Source organism: Pseudomonas sp. SP16.1 (genome assembly GCF_052682975.1).
Genome location: NZ_JBQYFZ010000001.1, coordinates 300,159 through 319,122, shown reverse-complemented (window position 1 = coordinate 319,122; position 18,964 = coordinate 300,159). Strand labels below are relative to the sequence as shown.

Sequence of the window (18,964 nt, the reverse complement as noted above, 5' to 3'; positions counted from 1 at the left end):
ATTTACGATCTAAGCTCAGCTGTAACGGACAAGAGACGACTGCATGTACCTGACCCCGCAGCACATCCTGCTCGCCGGCGCCACCGGCCTCACCGGCGAACACCTGCTCGACCGTCTGCTCAGCGAGCCGACGGTGGCCCGCGTGCTGGCGCCGACGCGCCGGCCGCTGGCCGCCCACGCCCACCTGGACAACCCGGTCGGCGACCTGGCGACGCTGCTGCCGCCACTGGCCGGCCCGGTCGACACCGCCTTCTGCTGCCTGGGCAGTACCCTCAAGCAGGCCGGTTCGCGGGAAGCCTTCCGCGCCATCGACCACGACCTGGTGCTGGCCTTCGCCCGCCGCGCCCGCGAGCTCGGCGCGCGCCACCTGCTGGTGGTCAGCGCCCTCGGTGCCGACCCGCGCTCGTCGCTGTTCTACAACCGTGTCAAGGGCGAGACCGAACAGGCGCTGATGGCGATGGACTGGCCGCAGCTGACCATCGCCCGGCCTTCGCTACTGCTCGGCGCACGCCGCGAATTTCGCCTCGGCGAGCGCCTGGCCGCGCCTCTGCTGCGCTGGCTGCCCGGCAGATACCGCGGTATCGACGCCTGCACCCTGGCCCGGGCGCTGTGGCGCCTGGCCCTGGAGGAAGAAAGTGGCGTGCGCGTGATAGAGTCCTCCGACCTGCGCCGCCTGGGGCGCTGACGCCGTGGACAAGCCGATGAAACCGACAAGCCTGATCGAAGCCCTGCAAGATGCCGACATGCTGGAGGTCGACGGCCTGCACGCCTGGCAGTTCGACCTCGACACCGAACTGCTGGCCCAGGTCAGCGCCGGCACCGGCGGTACCGACAGCGCCGCCAAGCCCCTGCTGCAGGTGCACTGTGTCGACGGCCGCGAACGCCGCCTGTGGCAGTTCTCCCTGGCCGCGGTACAGGGCGCCCGGCATGTCGAGGAGGACGACAGCTGGCAACTCGACGGCAGCGATGCCAGCCACCGCCTCAAATGCTTCGCCGCCTTCCGCGGCGACAACGAAGACGCCGACGACTCCCACGACGACTGAACCATGGGTTTCTACGACCGCCATGTCCTGCCGCACCTGATCGACCTGGCCTGCGGCATGGGCGAGGTGATGCAGGCGCGCGCGCAGATCGTGCCACTGGCCCGCGGACGGGTGCTGGAGATCGGCATCGGCAGCGGCCTCAACCTCGGCTTCTACGACCCGCAGCGGGTCAGCGCGGTGGTCGGCGTCGACCCGTCCGCCGAGATGCAGGCCCTGGCCCGCGAGCGTGCCGCACGCTGTCGGGTGCCGGTCGAGATGATCGCCCTGGAGCTGGGGCAGATAAAGGCCGAGGACGCCAGCTTCGACGATATCGTCTGCACCTTCACCCTGTGCACCATCCCCGATGCGCTGGCGGCGTTGCGCGAGATGCGCCGGGTGCTCAAGCCCGGCGGTCGCCTGCTGTTCTGCGAGCACGGCCTGGCGCCGGACCTCTCCGTTGAACGCTGGCAACGGCGCCTGACCCCGGTATGGAAACCGCTGGCCGGTGGCTGCCACCTCGACCGCGATATCCCCGCCCTGATCCAGGCTGGCGGCTTCCGTATCCGCGAGCTGAGCACCGGCTACCTCAAGGGCCCACGGCCGATGACCCATGTCTATCGCGGCTGGGCGGACTGACCATCCCCCGGATTCACTGCCCGGCTCGCATACTGGCCGGGGCGGGCCATACTGCAACTCAGGTTGTTGGATCTCCACCGAAGGGAAGCCGACTCGCGCATGAAGCCCGCCACGCCGCCCATCCGTATCCGCCGGCTCACCCGGCACCTGGCCTTGTGCCTCGCGCTGCTGGCAGGTGTCTTGCCGCTGCTGGCCGAGGCGCGCACGGTGCGCGTCGGTCTCTACGCCAACGAACCGAAACTCTTCCAGAACGACGAGGGCCAGCCTGCCGGCATACTCGGCGAGCTGCTGCTGGCCATCGCCGAGGAAGAAGGCTGGCAGCTTCAGGCCGTGCCCTGCACCTGGCAGCAGTGCTTGCAGCTGGCCCAGGACGGCGATATCGACCTGTTGCCGGACGTCGCCTTCAGCGAAGCGCGCGCTGGCGTGCTGGATTTTCACCGGGTGCCGTCGCTGCTGAGCTGGTCGCAGCTGTACAGTCTCGAAGAGCTGCGCCTGCAGAGCGTGCTCGACCTGCGTGGCCTGCGCATCGCCGCCCTGGAAGGCTCGATCCAGTACCAATACCTGCAGAGCCTGCTGCAGGGATTCGGCCTGCAGGCGCAGATGATTCCGCTGCGCGACCTGCGCCAGGGCTTCGAGCTGGTGGCGGCTGGCCTGGCCGATGCCGTGGTGGCCAACCACCTGTTCGGCGACTTCCACGCGCCCACCTACCGCCTGACCGGCACGCCGATCATGTTCCAGCCGGCGCAGCTGTTCTACGCCACCCGCAAGGGCGGCAATGGCGACCTGCTGAGCGCCATCGACCGCCACCTGCAGGCCTGGCAGGCGCAGCCCGACTCGATCTACCACCGGGTGCTGCAGCGCTGGAGTGGCCAGCAGCCGCGCTGGCGTGTGCCGGAGCTGTTCTGGTGGGGGATGGCGGCACTCGGCTTGCTGCTGGCCCTGGCCGTCGGCGGCAGCCTGCTGCTGCGTCGCCAGGTAGCGGACAAGACCCGTCATCTCAAGGCCAGCGAAGAGCGCCTGAACACCATTCTCGACAGCGTCGAGGCCTATATCTACATCAAGGATCTGCAGCTGCGTTACCAGTACGCCAACCGCAAGGTCTGCGAACTGTTCGGCCGCTCGCCCGAGCAGGTCGTCGGCCAGACCGATGCCGCCTTCTTCGATGCCGACACCGTGCAGGCCCTGCAGCACAACGATAGCCGCGTACTCGCCGGTGAACGCATCGAGACCGAGGAAACCAACCGCGAGCGCAGCGGCGGCCCTGAACGCACCTACCTCTCGGTCAAGCTGCCGCTGCGGGCCGCCGACGGCAGCATCTACGCCCTGTGCGGCATTTCCACCGACATCACCGAGCACAAACAGAATCTCGAGCAGATCCATCAACTGGCCTACTACGATGCACTCACCGGCCTGCCCAACCGTCGCCTGCTGCTCGAACGCCTGCAGTTCGCCCTGGCGCGCTGCGCGCGCAACCGCCGCGAAGGGGCGCTGTTGTTCATCGACCTGGACAACTTCAAGAGCCTCAACGACACCCTCGGCCATGACATGGGCGACCTGCTGCTGCAGCAGGTCAGCGAACGCCTGCTCGAGCAATTGCGCCAGGACGACAGCCTGGCGCGCCTGGGCGGCGACGAATTCGTGCTGATGCTGGAGAACCTGGAGCCCGATCCGCTGGCGGCCATCGCCGCCATCGAGCAGGTCGCGGGAAAACTGCTGGCGGCCCTGGCCAGGCCCTTCGAGTTGCCCGGACAGAGCCACAACAGCAGCGCCAGCATTGGCGTAGCGCTGTTCTCCCAACCGCATGACAAGCCGGAGGAACTGCTCAAGCACGCCGATCTGGCGATGTACGAAGCCAAGGCCGCCGGACGCAACACCCTGCGCTTCTTCGACCCACGCATGCAGCAGGCGCTGGCCGCGCGCGTGGCGCTGGAACACGAGCTGCGCCGCGCCCTGGCCGATGGCCAGCTGCTATTGCATTACCAGCGCCAGGTGGACCAGCACGGCGAGTTGCTCGGAGTCGAAGCGCTGGTGCGCTGGCAACACCCACAACGCGGCCTGGTGCCGCCAGGCGATTTCATCGCCCTGGCCGAGAGCTGCGGGCTGATCCTGCCAATGGGGCGTTGGATCATGCATACCGCCTGCTGCCAGCTGGCCGGCTGGGCGAACGACCCGCGCCGGGCCGGGCTGACCCTGGCGATCAACGTCAGCGCGCGCCAATTCCACCATCCGGATTTCGTCGCCGACGTGCTCGCGGTACTGAAGGAGACCGGCGCCAATCCGCAGCGCCTGGAGCTGGAGCTGACCGAGAGCCAGCTGGTGCAGGACATCGAGGCGCTGATCGACAAAATGGGCCAGCTCAAGGCCCATGGCGTGCGCTTCTCGCTGGACGATTTCGGTACCGGCTACTCCTCCCTCAGCTACCTCAAGCGCCTGCCGCTGGATCAACTGAAGATCGACCGCAGCTTCGTCCGCGACCTGCAGGACAGTGCCAGCGACACCGCCATCGTGCGCACCATCCTGGCCCTGGGCCAGGCACTGGAGCTACGGGTGATCGCCGAGGGGGTGGAGAGCCAGGCGCAGCGCGACGCCCTGCTGCGCCTCGGCTGCCGTTACTTCCAGGGCTACCTGTACGGCGCGCCGCAAGCGGCGGAACAGCTCGCCTTGCACAGCCAGACTCCGCTCGAAGTGGGTCTGGGGTCGGCCTGAGCCCTCAGCCTGCGGCGCCGCCGCGTAGCGCCAGCGGGTCCAGCAGCCCGGCGGCGATGGCCATGCCCACCAGTTCCGCGAGGGTCTCGGCCTGCATGCGTTTCATCACCCGCGAACGATACAGGTCGACGGTCTTCACGCTGATATTCAGCTGCTCGGCCACCTCGCGGTTGGTATAGCCGCGCACCAGCGGCAGCAGCACGTCGCGCTCGCGCGGGGTGAGCTGGTCGAGGCGCGCCTGCACCTCGGCCAGGCGCGGGTCGTGGCGCCGCGGCGGCGAGCGACGCTCCAGCGCCTGCTGCACGCTGTCGAGCAGCAGTTGCTCGTTGTAGGGCTTCTCGATGAAATCCACCGCGCCGGCCTTGAACGCGCGCACGACTATGGGCACGTCGGCATGGCCGCTGACGAAGATCACCGGCAGCTCGATGCCGCGCGCGCGCATCTCTTCCTGCACGTTCAGCCCGCCCATGCCCGGCATACGCACATCGAGCAGCACGCAGGCATTGGCAGTCGGGTCGCAGGCCTCGAGAAAGGCCCGGCCACTGGTGAAGGGCACGCCGGTCAGGCCCACCGACTCCAGCAGCCAGAGGGTCGAGTCGAGCATGCCCTGATCGTCGTCGACCACGTAAACCAGTTGTTGCATCTGCGTGCAGCTCCTCTTGTTGTTATGGCGCTAATTGGTCGGCAAGGGTTCGTCGCCTCTGCCCAAGGGCAAACGGCATTCCAGGCACAGCCCGCCGCCCTCGGCCGGCAAGGCTTCCAGCGCCCCGCCAAAGCCTTCGACGATGCTGCGGCTCATGGACAGGCCCAGCCCCAGGCCGTCCGCCTTGCTGGTGTAGAAGGGGGTGAACAGCTTGCCCATTTGTTCCTCGCCAACGCCCGGTCCCTGGTCGATCACCCGGATCGCCAGGCTGCCGTCGCGCTCGCGGGCCTCCAGGCGGATCTGCGACGGCGCGCCCGGATGCTGGTCGCGATTGGCCTCGATGGCATTGCGCAGCAGATTCAGCAGCACCTGTTCAAGCAGCACGCGGTCGGCGAGTACCGGCGGCAGATTGTCCGGCAAGGCGTCGCTGACCGCCACCTGCGCCGCGCCCGCTTCCCAGTTGCACAGGCGCACCGCCTCGCGAGCCACCTCAGCCAGGTTCAGCGCCTGCACGCGCCGCTGGCCCTTGCGCAGGAAGGCGCGCAGGCGCTTGATCACCGCCGCGGCGTGGTTGGCATGCTCGGTGATGCGCGCCAGGCCCTGGCTCACCTTGTCCACCGCCGCCGGGTCGCCGCCGAAGCCCTGCAGGTAGCGCTGGCTGGCGCCGGCGTAGTTGACCACCGCCGCCAGCGGCTGGTTGATCTCGTGGGCGATGCCGGAGGCCAGCTCACCCAGGGTGACCAGGCGCGCGGTATGCGCCAGTTCGTCCTCCAGGCGCCGCTTGTTGTCCTCGGCCTGGATGCGCGCGGTGATGTCGCGCGACACGCTGACCACCTCCACCACCGCGCCGGTATAGGTCTCGCGGATGGCGCGGCTGGCGGTCTCGAACCACAGGTAATGGCCGTCGCGATGGCGAATGCGATAGGTCATGGTGTGGTAGCCGTCCTGCTCCAGCGCCTCGCGGGCCTGGCGCGCCTGCTGGCCCTGATCCTGCGGATGCAACAGGCTGTCGACGCTGCGCCCGCGCAGCTCCTCCGGCCAGTAGCCGAGCAGCGTCCAGCTGGCAGGCGTGGCGTCGAGGAACACCCCATCCGGCGTGTGGCGGGAAATCAGGTCGGTGGTGTTCTCGGTGATCAGCCGATACAAGCGCCGCGCACGCGCGGCCTCGCGCTGCTCGCGAACCTCACGGGTGGCCTCGCGGCAGCGCGCCAGCACCCGCCGCTCGGTGACATCGGGAATGAAACTCCAGATCAGGATGCGCTCGCCGTCCTGCGCCTCCACCGCCTCGATGGCCCGAGCCTGCTGCAGGCAGGCACGCACCAGCGGCAGATGGTTGACCGGCAGCAGTTGTTCAACCTGCGTCAGCGAACGCTCGCCGAGCAGCGCCTGCAATGCCGGGTTGAATTCCAGCGGGCGCGCCCGCTCATCGAGCAGCAGCGCCGGCTGCGGGTCGGCCGACAGCAGCGGCGCGCTGCGGCTCATGCCGCCCGCCAGGCCGACCAGTTGCGCCAGCAGCTCGCGCAGCCAGGGCAGCCACTCCAGCCCGGCGTCTTCGTCGACCTGCAGCAGCAACAGGCCGGCGCCACCCTCCTCCAGGCTCAGCGCCAGCGCCTGGCCGTGATGGATGGCCGCGCGGCGCAGGCGCCCGGCCAGCCAGCAGGGCAGCTGACGCACTGCCTCCAGGCTCAGGCAGGGACGGATCGCCAGCGCCTCGAACAGCGCCTGGTCGCTGGCGGCCAGGGGATCGCCCTGCCCCGGCGGCAGGCGCGGGCCGCCGCCTTCCTGGGCATAGGTGCGGCTGGCCGGCTGCCAGGCCAGGTACCAGGCCTGGCGCACCTGCGGGCAGCCGAGCACGGCGCGGCGCAGGGCCGCCGCCCGCTCGTTGAGGGATGGCGCTTCGCGCTGGATACGCAGCCAGGCCTGCAGCGGCACGGCCGCCTGATCGCTCGATAGAGTCATATAGTAATTATTCTATAAAACCTTGGTACAACTTCCATATCGATTAGAAATGACCTATAAATAACCGCCAGCAAGCTTCGGTAATGCCTGCATCATTACCGGAATAACCAGAGCTAACAATCAGCCAAAGGTGTATCCGCCATGTCGATCTACGAACAGGGCCTCGGCCGCGCCGCCGTCAACCATGTCGCCCTCAGCCCGCTGAGCTTTATCGAACGCACCGCGGCGGTGTACCCGCACTACCCGGCCGTGGTGCATGGCTCGATTCGTCGCAACTGGGCCGAGACCTACGCGCGCTGCCGGCGCCTGGCCTCGGCCCTGGCCGGCCGCGGCATCGGCCAGGGCGACACGGTGGCGGTGATGCTGCCGAACATCCCGGCCATGCTTGAGGCGCATTTCGGCGTGCCGATGATCGGCGCGGTGCTCAACACCCTCAACGTGCGCCTGGATGCCGAGGCCATCGCCTTCATGCTGCAGCACGGCGAGGCCAAGGTGGTGATCGCCGACCGCGAGTTCCATGACGTGATCCACGCCGCCATCGGCATGCTCGACCATCCGCCGCTGGTGATCGACGTCGACGACCCCGAGTACGGCGAAGGCCAGGCGGTCAGCGAGCTGGACTACGAGGCCTTCCTTGCCGAGGGCGACCCGGAATTCGCCTGGCAGTGGCCGACGGACGAGTGGCAGGCCATCAGCCTCAACTACACCTCCGGCACCACCGGCAACCCCAAGGGCGTGGTCTATCACCATCGCGGCGCCTTCCTCAACGCGCTGGGCAACCAGATGACCTGGGCCATGGGCAACCACCCGGTCTACCTGTGGACCCTGCCGATGTTCCATTGCAACGGCTGGTGCTACCCCTGGACGGTCACCGCGCTGGCCGGCGTGCACGTGTTCCTGCGCCGCGTCGACCCGGCGAAGATCCTCCGCCTGATCCGCGACGAGCAGGTCACCCACCTGTGCGGCGCGCCCATCGTGCTCAACGCCCTGGTGAACATGCCGGCCGAGGCCAAGGCCGCCATCGATCATCCGGTCAAGGCCATGGTCGCCGGTGCCGCGCCGCCCGCCAAGGTGATCGGCGCGGTGGAGGAGATGGGCATCCATGTCACCCATGTGTACGGCCTGACCGAGGTCTACGGCCCGGTGACCCTGTGCGCCTGGCACGCGGAATGGGACGAGCTGCCGCTGGAAGAGCGCGCCACCATCAAGGCGCGCCAGGGCGTGCGCTACCCGACCCTGGAAGGGGTGATGGTGGCCGACCCGAAGACCCTGGAGCCGGTGCCGCGTGACGGCCAGACCATCGGCGAGATCTTCATGCGCGGCAACACCGTGATGAAGGGCTACCTGAAGAACCCCAGCGCCACCGCCGAGGCCTTCGAAGGCGGCTGGTTCCATACCGGCGACCTGGGCGTGTGCCACGCCGACGGCTACGTGGAAATCCGCGACCGGCTCAAGGACATCATCATCTCCGGCGGCGAGAACATCTCCACCATCGAGGTCGAGGGCGTGCTCTATCGCCACCCGGCAGTGCTGGAGGCCGCCGTGGTCGCCCGCCCGGACGAGAAATGGGGCGAGACGCCCTGCGCCTTCATCACCCTGAAGACCGGCCAGCAGGCCAGCGACAGCGAGATCATGACCTTCTGCCGCGAACACCTGGCCGGCTTCAAGGTGCCCAAGACCGTGGTCTTCACCCAGTTGCCCAAGACCAGCACCGGCAAGATCCAGAAGTTCGTCCTGCGCGATATGGCCAAGGCGCTGTAGAAGCGGCTCTCACCCCCGGCCCCTCTCCCGGTGGGAGAGGGGTGAATGAACCGTTTGCACAACAACAAGAACCGGCCCAGGCGGCCGACGGAGAACCCTCATGCAAATTTTCAAGCGCCGCGACGGCGACGAACAACCGCACTGGCCCCTCGGCCCGTTCAAGCTGCGCCTGCCCTTCGTGCATTACCGCTGGGAAACCGCGGAGATGCTGCAGGCGCTGATCATGTTCGTGGTCAGCCTGGCGATGATCCCGCTGCTGGAGAAATACCTCGGCCTGCCCTACGACGTGGCCCTGGCCTACGTGGTGGTATGCGGCATCGGCTTCATGCTGCCGGCGCTGCTCGGCGTGCCGCTGGTGCCCGGCTGGATCACTCCCGGCATCCCGGTGGTGCTGCTGTTTCTCGGCAACTTCGAACCCGGCCCGCAGGCGATCCAGGCGCTGTTCGCCCTGCAGTTCCTGGTGTTCGTGATCTTCCTCTTCCTCGGCGTCACCCGCCTGGGCAGCGCGCTGGTGCGCTTGATCCCCAACTCGATGAAGGGCGGCATCATCATCGGCGCCGGCATCGCCGCGCTGATGGGCGAGATCAGCGCCGGTGGCCGTCTGGCCAACACGCCGATTTCCCTGGTGCTCGGCAGCCTGATCTGCCTGTACCTGATGTTCTCGGTGTCGTTCAAGGGCCTGACCGAACGCCTGCCGCTGGCGCGCAAGATCGTCAACTACGGCATGGTGCCGGGCATGCTGATCGCCATCTTCATCGGCATCGGCGTGGGCGAGTACAAGATGCCGGACGTGAAATGGGGCATCACCGCACCGGCCTTCGGCGAGATGTGGAACTACCTGCCGTTCAACGTCGGCTTCCCCGGCCTCGACGTGTTCCTGCTGGCCGTGCCCACCGCGGTGATCGCCTACGTGATCGCCTTCGGCGACATCATCGTCGGCCAGTCGCTGATGCAGCGCGCCGATGAACTGCGTACCGACGAGGTGATCGAGAACAACGTCGACCGCATCCACCTGGTGACCGCCATCCGCAACGCCCTGCACGCCTTCTTCGCGCCCTACCCTGGCCTCGCCGGCCCACTGTGGACCGCCGTGGCGGCGACCATGGCCGAGCGCTACAAGTACGGGCGCAAGGCGATGGATTCGATCTACAGCGGCGCCGGCACCTTCTGGATCACCGGTTTCGCCGCGCTGTTCATGCTGCCGCTGGTCAGTTTCTTCCAGCCGGTGCTGCCGATCGCCCTGTCGCTGACCCTGATCCTCACCGGCTACATCTGCCTGATGGTCGGCTTCGAGCAGTTGAACAACAACACCGAGCGCGGCATCGCCGGCACCATGGGAGTGGTGCTCGCCGTCTACGGCGCGGGCTGGGGCCTGGCCGCGGGCGCGGCGCTGTACATCCTGGTCGAACGCACCCATCTGCTTAAATTCACCAGCATCAAGGATAAGACGCGCGAGCCGGCCGAGGCCGACTGACGCATTTCGTTCCACGCGCCGCGCCTGTCGCGGCGCCACTGCTTGCGAGGTTGCACCATGCCCGAATTCAACGCCCCGCTGCGCGATATGCGCTTCGTCCTTCATGAGGTGTTCCAGGCGCCGAGCCTGTGGGCACGCCTGCCGGCCCTGGCCGAGACCGTCGATGCCGACACCGCCGACGCCATACTCGAAGAAGCGGCCAAGGTCACCGGCACCCTGATCGCTCCGCTCAACCGCAGCGGCGACGAGGAAGGCGCGCAGTGGATCGATGGCGACGTGCGCACCCCTACCGGCTTTCGCGAGGCCTACGCCACCTACACCGAAGGCGGCTGGGTGGGCCTGTCCGGCAACCCGAATTACGGCGGCATGGGCATGCCCAAGATGCTCGCCGTGGCCTTCGAGGAGATGCTCTACGCCGCCGGCTCCAGCTTCGCGCTGTACTCGGCGCTGAGCTCCGGCGCCTGCCTGGCCATCGACGCCCACGCCAGCGAAGACCTTAAAACCACCTACCTGCCGCCGATGTACGAAGGCCGCTGGGCAGGCTCCATGTGCCTGACCGAGGCCCATGCCGGCACCGATCTGGGCATTATCCGCACCCGCGCCGAGCCGCAGGCCGATGGCAGCTACAAGGTCACCGGCAGCAAGATCTTTATCACCGGCGGGGAACAAGACTTAACGGAGAACATCATCCATCTGGTGCTGGCCAAGCTGCCGGACGCGCCGGCCGGGCCCAAGGGCATCTCGCTGTTTCTGGTGCCCAAGGTGATGGTCAATGCCGACGGCAGCCTCGGCGCGCGCAACGCGGTGAGCTGCGGCTCCATCGAGCACAAGATGGGCATCAAGGCCTCGGCTACCTGCGTGATGAACTTCGACGGCGCCACCGGCTACCTGATCGGCGAAGTGAACAAGGGCCTGGCAGCGATGTTCACCATGATGAACTACGAGCGCCTGTCCATCGGCATCCAGGGCATCGGCTGCGCCGAGGCGTCCTACCAGTCGGCCGTCAGCTACGCCCGCGAACGTATCCAGAGCCGCGCCGCCACCGGCCCGGTGAACCAGGACAAGATCGCCGACCCGATCATCGTGCATGCCGACGTGCGCCGCATGCTGCTGTGCATGAAGGCGTTGAACGAAGGTGGCCGTGCCTTCGCCTGCTACGTCGGTCAGCAGCTGGATCTGGCCAAGTACGCCGAGGACGCCGACGAGCGACACAACGCCGAAGCCCTGGTCGCCCTGCTGACACCGGTGGCCAAGGCCTTCTTCACCGATACCGGGCTGGAAAGCTGCGTGCACGGCCAGCAGGTATTCGGCGGCCACGGCTACATCCGCGAGTGGGGCCAGGAGCAATTGGTGCGCGACGTGCGCATCGCACAGATCTACGAGGGCACCAACGGTATCCAGGCACTCGACCTGCTCGGGCGCAAGGTGGTGGCCAACGGCGGCGCCGCACTGCGCCTGTTCGCTGCCGAGGTGCGCGACTTCGCCCATGCCCACGAGTCGCCCTACGGTGATCGTCTGGTCGAGGCCCTGGAGCGCCTGGAAGCGGTCAGCGGCTGGCTGCTGGAGCAGGCCAAGCTGGAGCCCAACGCGGTGGGCGCCGCCTCGGTGGACTACCTGCACCTGTTTGGCTACGTCGCCTATGCCTACATGTGGGCGCGCATGGCGGCGGTGGCGCAGGGCAAGCAGGGCGAAGACGAGGCCTTCTATGGCGGCAAGCTGGCCACCGCCGAGTTCTTCTTCGCTCGTCTGCTGCCACGCACCCTGAGCCTGGAGGCGAGCATTCGTGCCGGCAGCCAGCCGCTTTACGGTCTGGCTGCCGAGCAGTTCTAAGCGTAGGGCGGGTGCAACCCGCCGCCGCCGAGCCGGCGACCCTGCAAGGTTGAGCGTGTTGCGCGGCGCTTCGGCGCCGCGCTTTTTTATTCGAGCCTCGGCTGGCCCTGCCCAGCCGACGAGGAGTCTTTATGCGTGAAGTCGTGATAGTCGCCGCCTGCCGTACCGCCATCGGCAGCTTCCAGGGCGCGTTGAGCCGCATTCCTGCCCCGCAGCTAGGCGCCGCGGTGATCCGTGAACTGCTCGCCCGCACCGGCATTGCAGGCGAGCAGGTCGACGAGGTGATTCTCGGCCAGGTGCTTAGCGCCGGCAGCGGACAGAACCCGGCCCGGCAGAGCGTGCTGCTCGCCGGCCTGCCGCACACGGTGCCGGCGATGACCCTGAACAAGGTCTGCGGCTCCGGCCTCAAGGCGGTGATCCTCGGCGCCCAGGCCATTCGCGGCGGCGATGCCGAGATCGTCATCGCCGGCGGCCAGGAGAACATGAGCCTGGCGCCTTATGTGATGCCCGGCGCGCGCAGCGGCCTGCGCATGGGCCATGCGCAGCTGGTCGACACGATGATCCAGGACGGCCTGTGGGACGCCTTCAACGACTACCACATGGGCATCACCGCGGAGAACCTGGCCGAGCAGTACGGCATCACGCGCGCCGAGCAGGACGCCTTCGCCCTGCGCTCGCAGCAGCGCGCCCAGGCCGCCATCGAAGCCGGGCGTTTCGCGGGCGAGATCGTTCCGCTGGAAATTCCCCGACGCGGCGCCGAGCCGCTGCGCTTCGCCGAGGATGAGCAGCCGCGCGCCGGCACCAGCCTGGACAGCCTGGGCAAGCTGCGCCCGGCCTTCAAGCACGACGGCACGGTGACCGCCGGCAACGCCTCGACTCTCAACGATGGCGCCGCCGCGGTGCTGCTAATGAGCGCGGAGAAGGCCGACGAACTGCAGTTGCCGGTGCTGGCGCGTGTCGCCGCCCATGCCAGCGCCGGGGTCGACCCGGCGGTGATGGGCATCGGCCCGGTGTTCGCCAGCTGCAGGGCGCTGGAGTGCGCCGGCTGGAGCCTGGAGCAGCTCGACCTGATCGAGGCCAACGAAGCCTTCGCCGCCCAGTCCATCGCGGTCGGCCGCGAACTGCACTGGGACAGCGCCAAGGTCAACGTCAACGGCGGCGCCATCGCCCTCGGCCACCCCATCGGTGCCTCCGGCTGCCGCATCCTGGTCAGCCTGATCCACGAGATGCAGCGCCGCAATGCCCGTCGCGGCCTGGCCACCCTGTGCATCGGCGGGGGCCAGGGCGTGGCCCTGGCCATCGAACGCTGAGCGACGCGCCCCAGGGCGGATCGGGCTTTACCGATCCGCCCTGCCGTGGAAAAGTGAATGCCGTGAACGCCAAGAACAAGAGCAAGCCCATGCGAACCCTGACCACCCTGACCGGCAACAGCCAGAAACTCGACGGCGGCGCCATGTTCGGCAACGCGCCCAAGGCCCTCTGGCAACGCTGGATGGCGCCGGACGAACTGAACCGTATCGACCTCGGCTGCCGCGCCCTGCTGGTGCAGGAAGAGGCGCGCAATATCCTGGTGGAAACCGGCATCGGCGCCTTCTTCAGCCCCGAGCTGAAGCAGCGCTTCGGCGTGCAGGAAGATCGCCACGTGCTGCTCGACAGCCTGGCCGCCGTGGGCCTGAGCGACGCCGATATCGATATCGTGGTGCTCACCCACCTGCACTTCGACCATGCCGGCGGCCTGCTCGCCGCCTGGGAAGAAGGCCAGCCGGCACGCCTGCTGTTTCCCAACGCCCGCTTCGTCACCGGCCGCCGCCAGTGGCAGCGGGCACGCCAGCCCCATGCCCGCGACCGCGCCTCCTATATCCCCGAACTGCTGGATCTGCTGGAAGCCAGCGGTCGCCTAGAGCTGATCGACGACAGCGAGCATTGCGCACTGCTCGGCCCGGACTGGCGCCTGCACTGGAGCGACGGTCATACGCCGGGCCAGCTGCTGCCGGAAGTGGCCATGCCGGACGGGCCGGTGGTGTTTCCCGCCGACCTGATCCCCGGCGCGCCCTGGGTGCATCTGCCGATCACCATGGGCTACGACCGCTTTCCCGAAGGCCTGATCGAGGAGAAGGAGGCGCTGCTGGCCGATCTCGTCTCCCGCGGCGGGCGCCTGGTGTTCACCCACGATCCCGAAGTGGCCATGGGTCGGGTGGTGTGCGACGCCAAGGGCCACTATGGCCTGGACGCCAGCCTGGCTGCCGTATGCGAGTTGGCTGAATAAAGGGTGAAGACGCGGTGCGCATGGCGCACCCTACGGTGCCTGTGCCTTCTCCCATAGGGTGCGCCGCGCGCACCAGCCGTTCTACAGCCCGCCGCTGACGCCCAGCTGCAACCCCAGCGCGGCGGCCAGGGAAAACGGCAGCAGCAGGGTGTCGAGCAATGCGCTGGCCGGCAGGTCCAACCCCGGATAGCGCGGCGCCTCGGCACCGAAACGATCCAGCGGGCAGCAGCCGCCGTTGAGCGCGTACCAGTCCAGCCGCGTGCCGGCGTAGACCAGCGGGGCACCAGCCTTGGCCGCATCCAGCGTGCGCACGCTGGCGCAGCCGGTCAGGCTCAGCAGAGCCAGCGAGCAGGCGGTGAGGCGCTGGGTTCTATTCATCCGACACCAGATGATGCTCGCCCCAGCGCGGCAGCATGTCCTGCGGGATGTCCAGGCAGTTGAGGATGCGCGCCACGACGAAATCCACCAGGTCGTCCAGCGTCTGCGGCTGGTGATAGAAGCCGGGGGACGCGGGCAGTATGGTCACGCCCAGGTTCGACAGCTTGAGCATGTTCTCCAGGTGGATGCTGGAATACGGCGCCTCGCGCGGCACCAGGATCAGCTGGCGGCGCTCCTTCAGCGCCACGTCGGCGGCGCGTTCGATCAGGTTGTTGCAGGCGCCGCTGGCGATGGCCGACAGGGTGCCGGTGCTGCACGGCACCACCACCATGGCTGCCGGCGCGCCGGAACCGGAAGCCACAGGCGCCAGCCAGTCCTCCTTGCCGTAGACGCGAATCTGCCCCGGCGCGGCGCCGGTGTATTCGGTGAGGAACTGCGCCATGGCCTGCGGCTTGGCCGGCAGCGCCACGTCGGTCTCGGTGGCCATCACCAGTTGCGCGGCCTTGGAGATCAGAAAGTGCACCTCGCGCTCCTCCTGCACCAGGCAGTCGAGCAGGCGCAGGCCGTACTGCGCGCCGGAGGCGCCGGTCATCGCCAGGGTGATGCGTTCCGGGCCTGACATCTATCCCTCCAGAGCTGCGGCCAGCTTGCCATGCAGGCCGCCGAAGCCGCCGTTGCTCATGATCACCACCTGGGTGCCGGGGCGCGCCAGCGCCTTCACGCCATCGATGATCGATTCCAGCGAGTCGCACACGCGGGTCGGGTTGCGCGCCTGCGCCACGGTGACCGCCAGGTCCCAGCCGAGGTTCGGCGGTGCATACCAGAACACCGCATCGGCCTGTTCGGCAGATTCGGCCAGGCCGTCGCGATGGGCGCCGAGCTTCATCGAGTTGGAGCGCGGCTCGATCACCGCGATCACCTGGGTGTTCTCGCCGACGCGCTGGCGCAGACCATCGAGGGTGGTGGCGATGGCGGTCGGGTGGTGGGCGAAATCATCGAAAATGGTCACACCAGCCACCTCGGCGACCTTCTCCATGCGCCGCTTGGCATTGATGAACAGCCCCAGCGCCTCGATGCCCAGCGCCGGCACCACGCCGACGTGGCGCGCCGCAGCCAGCACGGCCAGGGCGTTGGCGACGTTGTGGCGACCAGTCAGGTTCCACTGCACGATGCCCTCGACCTTGCCCTCGAAGCTCACCTCGAAGCGCGAGCCGTCGGCGGCGAGCAGGCGCGCCTGCCACTGGCCGCCCTCACCGGTGGTCTGCACGGGCGTCCAGCAGCCCATCTCGATCACCCGCGCCAGCGCGCGTTCGCCGGCAGGATGGATGACCAGCCCCTCGCCGGGAATGGTCCGCACCAGATGGTGGAACTGCCGCTCGATGGCCGCCAAATCGGGGAAGATGTCCGCGTGGTCGAATTCCAGGTTGTTGAGGATCGCCGTGCGCGGGCGGTAGTGGACGAACTTGCTGCGCTTGTCGAAGAAGGCGCTGTCGTACTCGTCGGCCTCGACCACGAAGAACGGCGTTGTGCCCAGGCGCGCGGAGATGCCGAAGTTCTGCGGCACCCCGCCGATCAAAAAGCCTGGGCTCATGCCGGCGTGCTCCAGCACCCAGGCCAGCATGCTCGAGCTGCTGGTCTTGCCGTGGGTGCCGGCCACCGCCAGCACCCAGCGCCCCTGCAGCACGTGATCGGCCAGCCACTGCGGGCCGGAGACGTAGGGCAGGCCCTGGTTCAGCACGTACTCCACCGCCGGATTGCCGCGACTCATGGCGTTGCCCACCACCACCAGATCGGGCGCCGGCTGCAGGTGCGCCGGATCGTAGCCCTGCAGCAACTCGATGCCCTGGGCCTCGAGCTGGGTGCTCATGGGCGGGTAGACGTTGGCATCGGAGCCGGTGACGCGATGGCCGAGTTCCTTGGCCAGCACCGCGAGCGAACCCATGAAGGTGCCGCAGATGCCGAGAATATGGATATGCATGGATGCCCTCTGAAGATGGCCACACCGGGCCTGGACGCGATGGCGGCAGGTTAGCACAGCGCCCGCCAGGCGACTGCTGCGCCCTGTTCAGACCGAGGCGCGAAGACCAAGTTGCTCCGCAGCGAAAAATCAAACGCTTGCTTGGATTGCGCTTTCAACTGGCTTTGAGGCAGCATCGCCTGGCCTGCTGGCACAACAGCTGCATCGTCCATCCAGTCCATTTACAGAAGCCGAGGCCCGCCATGCGCATCGTCCAAGCCACCCTGGAGCATCTGGACCTGTTGACCCCGCTGTTCGTCAAATACCGCGAGTTCTATGGCGAGTTGCCCTTTCCCGAATCGTCGCGCAAGTTCCTCGAGACGCGCCTGCGCCGCAAAGAATCGGTGATCTACCTGGCGCTGGCCGACGACGACGACAAGCTGCTCGGCTTCTGCCAGCTCTACCCGAGCTTCTCCTCGCTGTCGCTCAAGCGCGTGTGGATCCTCAACGATATCTACGTCGCCGAGGAAGCCCGCCGCCAGTTGGTGGCCGACCGCCTGTTGCAGACCGCGAAGAAGATGGCCAAGGAAACCAACGCCGTGCGTATGCGCGTGGCCACCAGCCGCGACAACGAGGTGGCGCACAAGGTCTACGAATCCATCGGCTTCGTCGAAGACGAACAGTTCAAGAACTACGTGCTGCCGCTCAACGTCGACTGAGCCGCCTCAGCCCAGACTGAGCAGCAGTCCGAGCAGCAACGGCAGGGCGAACAGCCCCAGCAGCGCCACACGCGCCGGCCGTAACGGCGGGCGCGAGCGCCGCGCGCTGCGGCGTTGCTCGAGAGGCTGCCGCAACGCCAGTTCGAACTCCGACAACGCCTCGAAACGCGCCTGCGGCTGCGGCGCCAGGGCGCGCGCCAGCACACCGTCCCAGCCTTGCGGAATGCGTGCGGAGAAATGCGCCAGCGGCACGTAGCAATGCCCCGGACGCACCTCGCCGCGCGCCACCTCCGGCCACTGCCCGCACAGCAGCCAGTAGGCCAGTGCCGCCAGCGCCAGCTGATCGGCCCGACCATCCACGGCGCGGCCGCTGCGCAACTCCGGCGCCAGCGGTACGGCCTGCGCCGGTAGCGGCTGGCGCGCCACGCCAGGCAGGATCGCCGCGTGCTCCGGCAACAGCAGCAGGCGACCATCGTCACCGACCAGGATCTGCCGCGGGTTCAGCCACAGCCCCTGCATGCCGCGGCGCTGTAGCGCGCGTACGGCGCCGATCAACTGCGTCAGCAGGCTCAGCAGGGTCTGCGCATCCGGCGCGTCATGGGCCGCCGCCCAGTCCAGCAGACTGCGCATGCCCGCTGGCGGTACGCTGAGCAGCAGATAGGCGTGACTGCGCGCGCGCAGCGGCGACAGCACCTGCGCCAGGGCGCGTTGCGAGCTGCGCCGCAGAGCCCATTCGCGCTGCCAGAAGGCCTCGTCGGCATCCTCCTCGGCGAACCACAGCAGCGCCTCGCGCGCGGCCTCGTCACGGGCCAGGAACAGCCGTCCCGGCGGGCCGTAGGGACATTCCTGCAGCAGCGTCCAGCCATCCACGCGCAGGCCCGGCGCAGCCTCCGGCAATGCCGTGCGCCGCTGCACGGGCGGTGCCGGCGGCAGGCATTCTCCGAGCCCCGGACGCAGCAGCACCGCCGCCCCCGGCGCCTGCAGAAGCGGACGCAGCGCCTGGCCGAGACCGGCCGCGTCGCGCGATTCGACGGCGAAGCCCAACGGTCGCATGTCACTGACATCGAGCAGGGGCTGCGGCGCCAGCAGCAACAGCTCGGCATCCGTCAGGGTCAGGCTGTGCTGCACCAGCGCCAGCTCGGCCTGCGTGCCCAGGGCCATGCCGGCGCGACCGCTGAGCCCGTGCAGGCTGCCGTTACCAATGCGCAGCAGGCCGACGTTGCCGGCCTGGAGGAACTGCAGCGCACCGTCCTGCACCAGCAGCAGACCGGCGCAGAGCTCGGGGATGTCCCGACCGGCCCGGCGCCGGCGAAACAGCTGCAGATTGAGCGCCGCCAGCACCTGGCGCGCGGCCTGGGTCTCGCTCCAGCCCTCCGGCGTGCAGCGGTAGTCGGCGAACAGGGCATCGAGATGATGCTCGACGTTCTGCACCACATCGGCGCAATGGCGGGCCCAAAGTAGCGCCACCAGCAGCAGCGGCGGCCGTCCCGGGCGCCCGGCCAGCCACACGGCCCGCGCCCGTGCGGCCTGCTGCGGCAGATCCAGCCCGGCGCCGAGGGCCAGGCTGATCGCCGGGTGTTCGAGCAGTTGCAAGGTCATGGTCGGCCCTCCCG

General features: G+C 68.2%; 16 protein-coding genes. 10 read left to right on the top strand and 6 right to left on the bottom strand.

All coding sequences use genetic code 11. The annotated features are described in order from the left end of the window. The first annotated feature begins 43 nt into the window (after nucleotides 1-43). From ACUTAF_RS01595 to ACUTAF_RS01580, 4 genes are all read left to right on the top strand, one after another. Nucleotides 44-685, top strand: a complete 642-nt coding sequence (locus ACUTAF_RS01595) for an oxidoreductase (protein WP_445578328.1) — start codon at nucleotides 44-46, stop codon at nucleotides 683-685. A gap of 16 nt (nucleotides 686-701) precedes the next feature. Beyond that, on the top strand, nucleotides 702-1,043 hold the full coding sequence (locus ACUTAF_RS01590) for a DUF5629 family protein (RefSeq protein ID WP_445578327.1): 342 nt from the start codon (nucleotides 702-704) through the stop codon (nucleotides 1,041-1,043). Between the two features lie 3 nt (nucleotides 1,044-1,046). Further along, on the top strand, nucleotides 1,047-1,658 hold the full coding sequence (locus ACUTAF_RS01585; protein ID WP_445578326.1) for a class I SAM-dependent methyltransferase: 612 nt from the start codon (nucleotides 1,047-1,049) through the stop codon (nucleotides 1,656-1,658). A 99-nt stretch (nucleotides 1,659-1,757) separates the two neighbouring features. Then, a complete protein-coding gene (locus tag ACUTAF_RS01580; RefSeq protein ID WP_445578325.1) occupies nucleotides 1,758-4,364 on the top strand; it encodes an EAL domain-containing protein in 2,607 nt (868 codons plus the stop codon). 4 nt (nucleotides 4,365-4,368) lie between these two features. On the opposite strand, the gene ACUTAF_RS01575 is transcribed toward ACUTAF_RS01580, so the two are convergent. Next, complete coding sequence (locus ACUTAF_RS01575; RefSeq protein ID WP_445578324.1) at nucleotides 4,369-5,007, bottom strand: response regulator transcription factor; 639 nt, start codon at nucleotides 5,005-5,007, stop codon at nucleotides 4,369-4,371. Between the two features lie 30 nt (nucleotides 5,008-5,037). Then, nucleotides 5,038-6,966: a sensor histidine kinase gene (locus tag ACUTAF_RS01570; protein WP_445578323.1), complete on the bottom strand. Its 1,929-nt coding sequence runs from the start codon at nucleotides 6,964-6,966 to the stop codon at nucleotides 5,038-5,040. A gap of 141 nt (nucleotides 6,967-7,107) precedes the next feature. Here ACUTAF_RS01570 and ACUTAF_RS01565 point away from each other — a divergent pair, with 141 nt between their 5' ends. From ACUTAF_RS01565 to ACUTAF_RS01545, 5 genes are all read left to right on the top strand, one after another. Beyond that, on the top strand, nucleotides 7,108-8,727 hold the full coding sequence (locus tag ACUTAF_RS01565) for an acyl-CoA synthetase (RefSeq protein ID WP_445578322.1): 1,620 nt from the start codon (nucleotides 7,108-7,110) through the stop codon (nucleotides 8,725-8,727). Between the two features lie 100 nt (nucleotides 8,728-8,827). Further along, entirely contained in the window at nucleotides 8,828-10,201 is a 1,374-nt protein-coding gene (locus tag ACUTAF_RS01560; protein ID WP_445578321.1) for a xanthine/uracil/vitamin C permease, read from the top strand. A gap of 57 nt (nucleotides 10,202-10,258) precedes the next feature. Then, nucleotides 10,259-12,031, top strand: coding sequence for an acyl-CoA dehydrogenase C-terminal domain-containing protein (locus ACUTAF_RS01555; protein ID WP_445578320.1), 1,773 nt, complete (start codon nucleotides 10,259-10,261; stop codon nucleotides 12,029-12,031). 131 nt (nucleotides 12,032-12,162) lie between these two features. Then, nucleotides 12,163-13,341 (top strand): acetyl-CoA C-acetyltransferase, encoded by a 1,179-nt coding sequence (locus ACUTAF_RS01550; protein ID WP_445578319.1) that lies wholly within the window; start codon nucleotides 12,163-12,165, stop codon nucleotides 13,339-13,341. A gap of 89 nt (nucleotides 13,342-13,430) precedes the next feature. Then, the gene (locus tag ACUTAF_RS01545) at nucleotides 13,431-14,297 is read left to right on the top strand and encodes an MBL fold metallo-hydrolase (RefSeq protein WP_445578318.1); all 867 of its coding nucleotides are present in this window, start codon (nucleotides 13,431-13,433) and stop codon (nucleotides 14,295-14,297) included. 81 nt (nucleotides 14,298-14,378) lie between these two features. On the opposite strand, the gene ACUTAF_RS01540 is transcribed toward ACUTAF_RS01545, so the two are convergent. The 3 genes from ACUTAF_RS01540 to mpl are packed head-to-tail and all read right to left on the bottom strand — an operon-like array spanning nucleotide 14,379 to nucleotide 16,653. Further along, entirely contained in the window at nucleotides 14,379-14,675 is a 297-nt protein-coding gene (locus tag ACUTAF_RS01540) for a YceK/YidQ family lipoprotein (protein ID WP_445578317.1), read from the bottom strand. Beyond that, a complete protein-coding gene (ubiX, locus tag ACUTAF_RS01535; RefSeq protein WP_445578316.1) occupies nucleotides 14,668-15,297 on the bottom strand; it encodes a flavin prenyltransferase UbiX in 630 nt (209 codons plus the stop codon). Before ubiX ends, ACUTAF_RS01540 begins: the two co-directional genes overlap by 8 nt. Continuing rightward, the gene (gene mpl, locus ACUTAF_RS01530; protein WP_445578315.1) at nucleotides 15,298-16,653 is read right to left on the bottom strand and encodes a UDP-N-acetylmuramate:L-alanyl-gamma-D-glutamyl-meso-diaminopimelate ligase; all 1,356 of its coding nucleotides are present in this window, start codon (nucleotides 16,651-16,653) and stop codon (nucleotides 15,298-15,300) included. A 242-nt stretch (nucleotides 16,654-16,895) separates the two neighbouring features. Between mpl and ACUTAF_RS01525 the strand changes: the two genes are divergently transcribed. Next, entirely contained in the window at nucleotides 16,896-17,351 is a 456-nt protein-coding gene (locus ACUTAF_RS01525) for a GNAT family N-acetyltransferase (RefSeq protein WP_445578314.1), read from the top strand. A gap of 6 nt (nucleotides 17,352-17,357) precedes the next feature. On the opposite strand, the gene ACUTAF_RS01520 is transcribed toward ACUTAF_RS01525, so the two are convergent. Continuing rightward, nucleotides 17,358-18,950, bottom strand: a complete 1,593-nt coding sequence (locus ACUTAF_RS01520) for a protein kinase (protein ID WP_445578313.1) — start codon at nucleotides 18,948-18,950, stop codon at nucleotides 17,358-17,360. Nucleotides 18,951-18,964: the final 14 nt, after the last annotated feature.

Bases quoted from the DNA above. Each gene is read 5' to 3' on its own strand.
- ACUTAF_RS01595 (WP_445578328.1), top strand. From the start codon at position 44: ATGTACCTGACCCCGCAGCACATCCTGCTCGCCGGCGCCACCGGCCTC.
- ACUTAF_RS01590 (WP_445578327.1), top strand. From the start codon at position 702: ATGAAACCGACAAGCCTGATCGAAGCCCTGCAAGATGCCGACATGCTG.
- ACUTAF_RS01585 (WP_445578326.1), top strand. From the start codon at position 1,047: ATGGGTTTCTACGACCGCCATGTCCTGCCGCACCTGATCGACCTGGCC.
- ACUTAF_RS01580 (WP_445578325.1), top strand. From the start codon at position 1,758: ATGAAGCCCGCCACGCCGCCCATCCGTATCCGCCGGCTCACCCGGCAC.
- ACUTAF_RS01575 (WP_445578324.1), bottom strand. From the start codon at position 5,007: ATGCAACAACTGGTTTACGTGGTCGACGACGATCAGGGCATGCTCGAC.
- ACUTAF_RS01570 (WP_445578323.1), bottom strand. From the start codon at position 6,966: ATGACTCTATCGAGCGATCAGGCGGCCGTGCCGCTGCAGGCCTGGCTG.
- ACUTAF_RS01565 (WP_445578322.1), top strand. From the start codon at position 7,108: ATGTCGATCTACGAACAGGGCCTCGGCCGCGCCGCCGTCAACCATGTC.
- ACUTAF_RS01560 (WP_445578321.1), top strand. From the start codon at position 8,828: ATGCAAATTTTCAAGCGCCGCGACGGCGACGAACAACCGCACTGGCCC.
- ACUTAF_RS01555 (WP_445578320.1), top strand. From the start codon at position 10,259: ATGCCCGAATTCAACGCCCCGCTGCGCGATATGCGCTTCGTCCTTCAT.
- ACUTAF_RS01550 (WP_445578319.1), top strand. From the start codon at position 12,163: ATGCGTGAAGTCGTGATAGTCGCCGCCTGCCGTACCGCCATCGGCAGC.
- ACUTAF_RS01545 (WP_445578318.1), top strand. From the start codon at position 13,431: ATGCGAACCCTGACCACCCTGACCGGCAACAGCCAGAAACTCGACGGC.
- ACUTAF_RS01540 (WP_445578317.1), bottom strand. From the start codon at position 14,675: ATGAATAGAACCCAGCGCCTCACCGCCTGCTCGCTGGCTCTGCTGAGC.
- ubiX (WP_445578316.1), bottom strand. From the start codon at position 15,297: ATGTCAGGCCCGGAACGCATCACCCTGGCGATGACCGGCGCCTCCGGC.
- mpl (WP_445578315.1), bottom strand. From the start codon at position 16,653: ATGCATATCCATATTCTCGGCATCTGCGGCACCTTCATGGGTTCGCTC.
- ACUTAF_RS01525 (WP_445578314.1), top strand. From the start codon at position 16,896: ATGCGCATCGTCCAAGCCACCCTGGAGCATCTGGACCTGTTGACCCCG.
- ACUTAF_RS01520 (WP_445578313.1), bottom strand. From the start codon at position 18,950: ATGACCTTGCAACTGCTCGAACACCCGGCGATCAGCCTGGCCCTCGGC.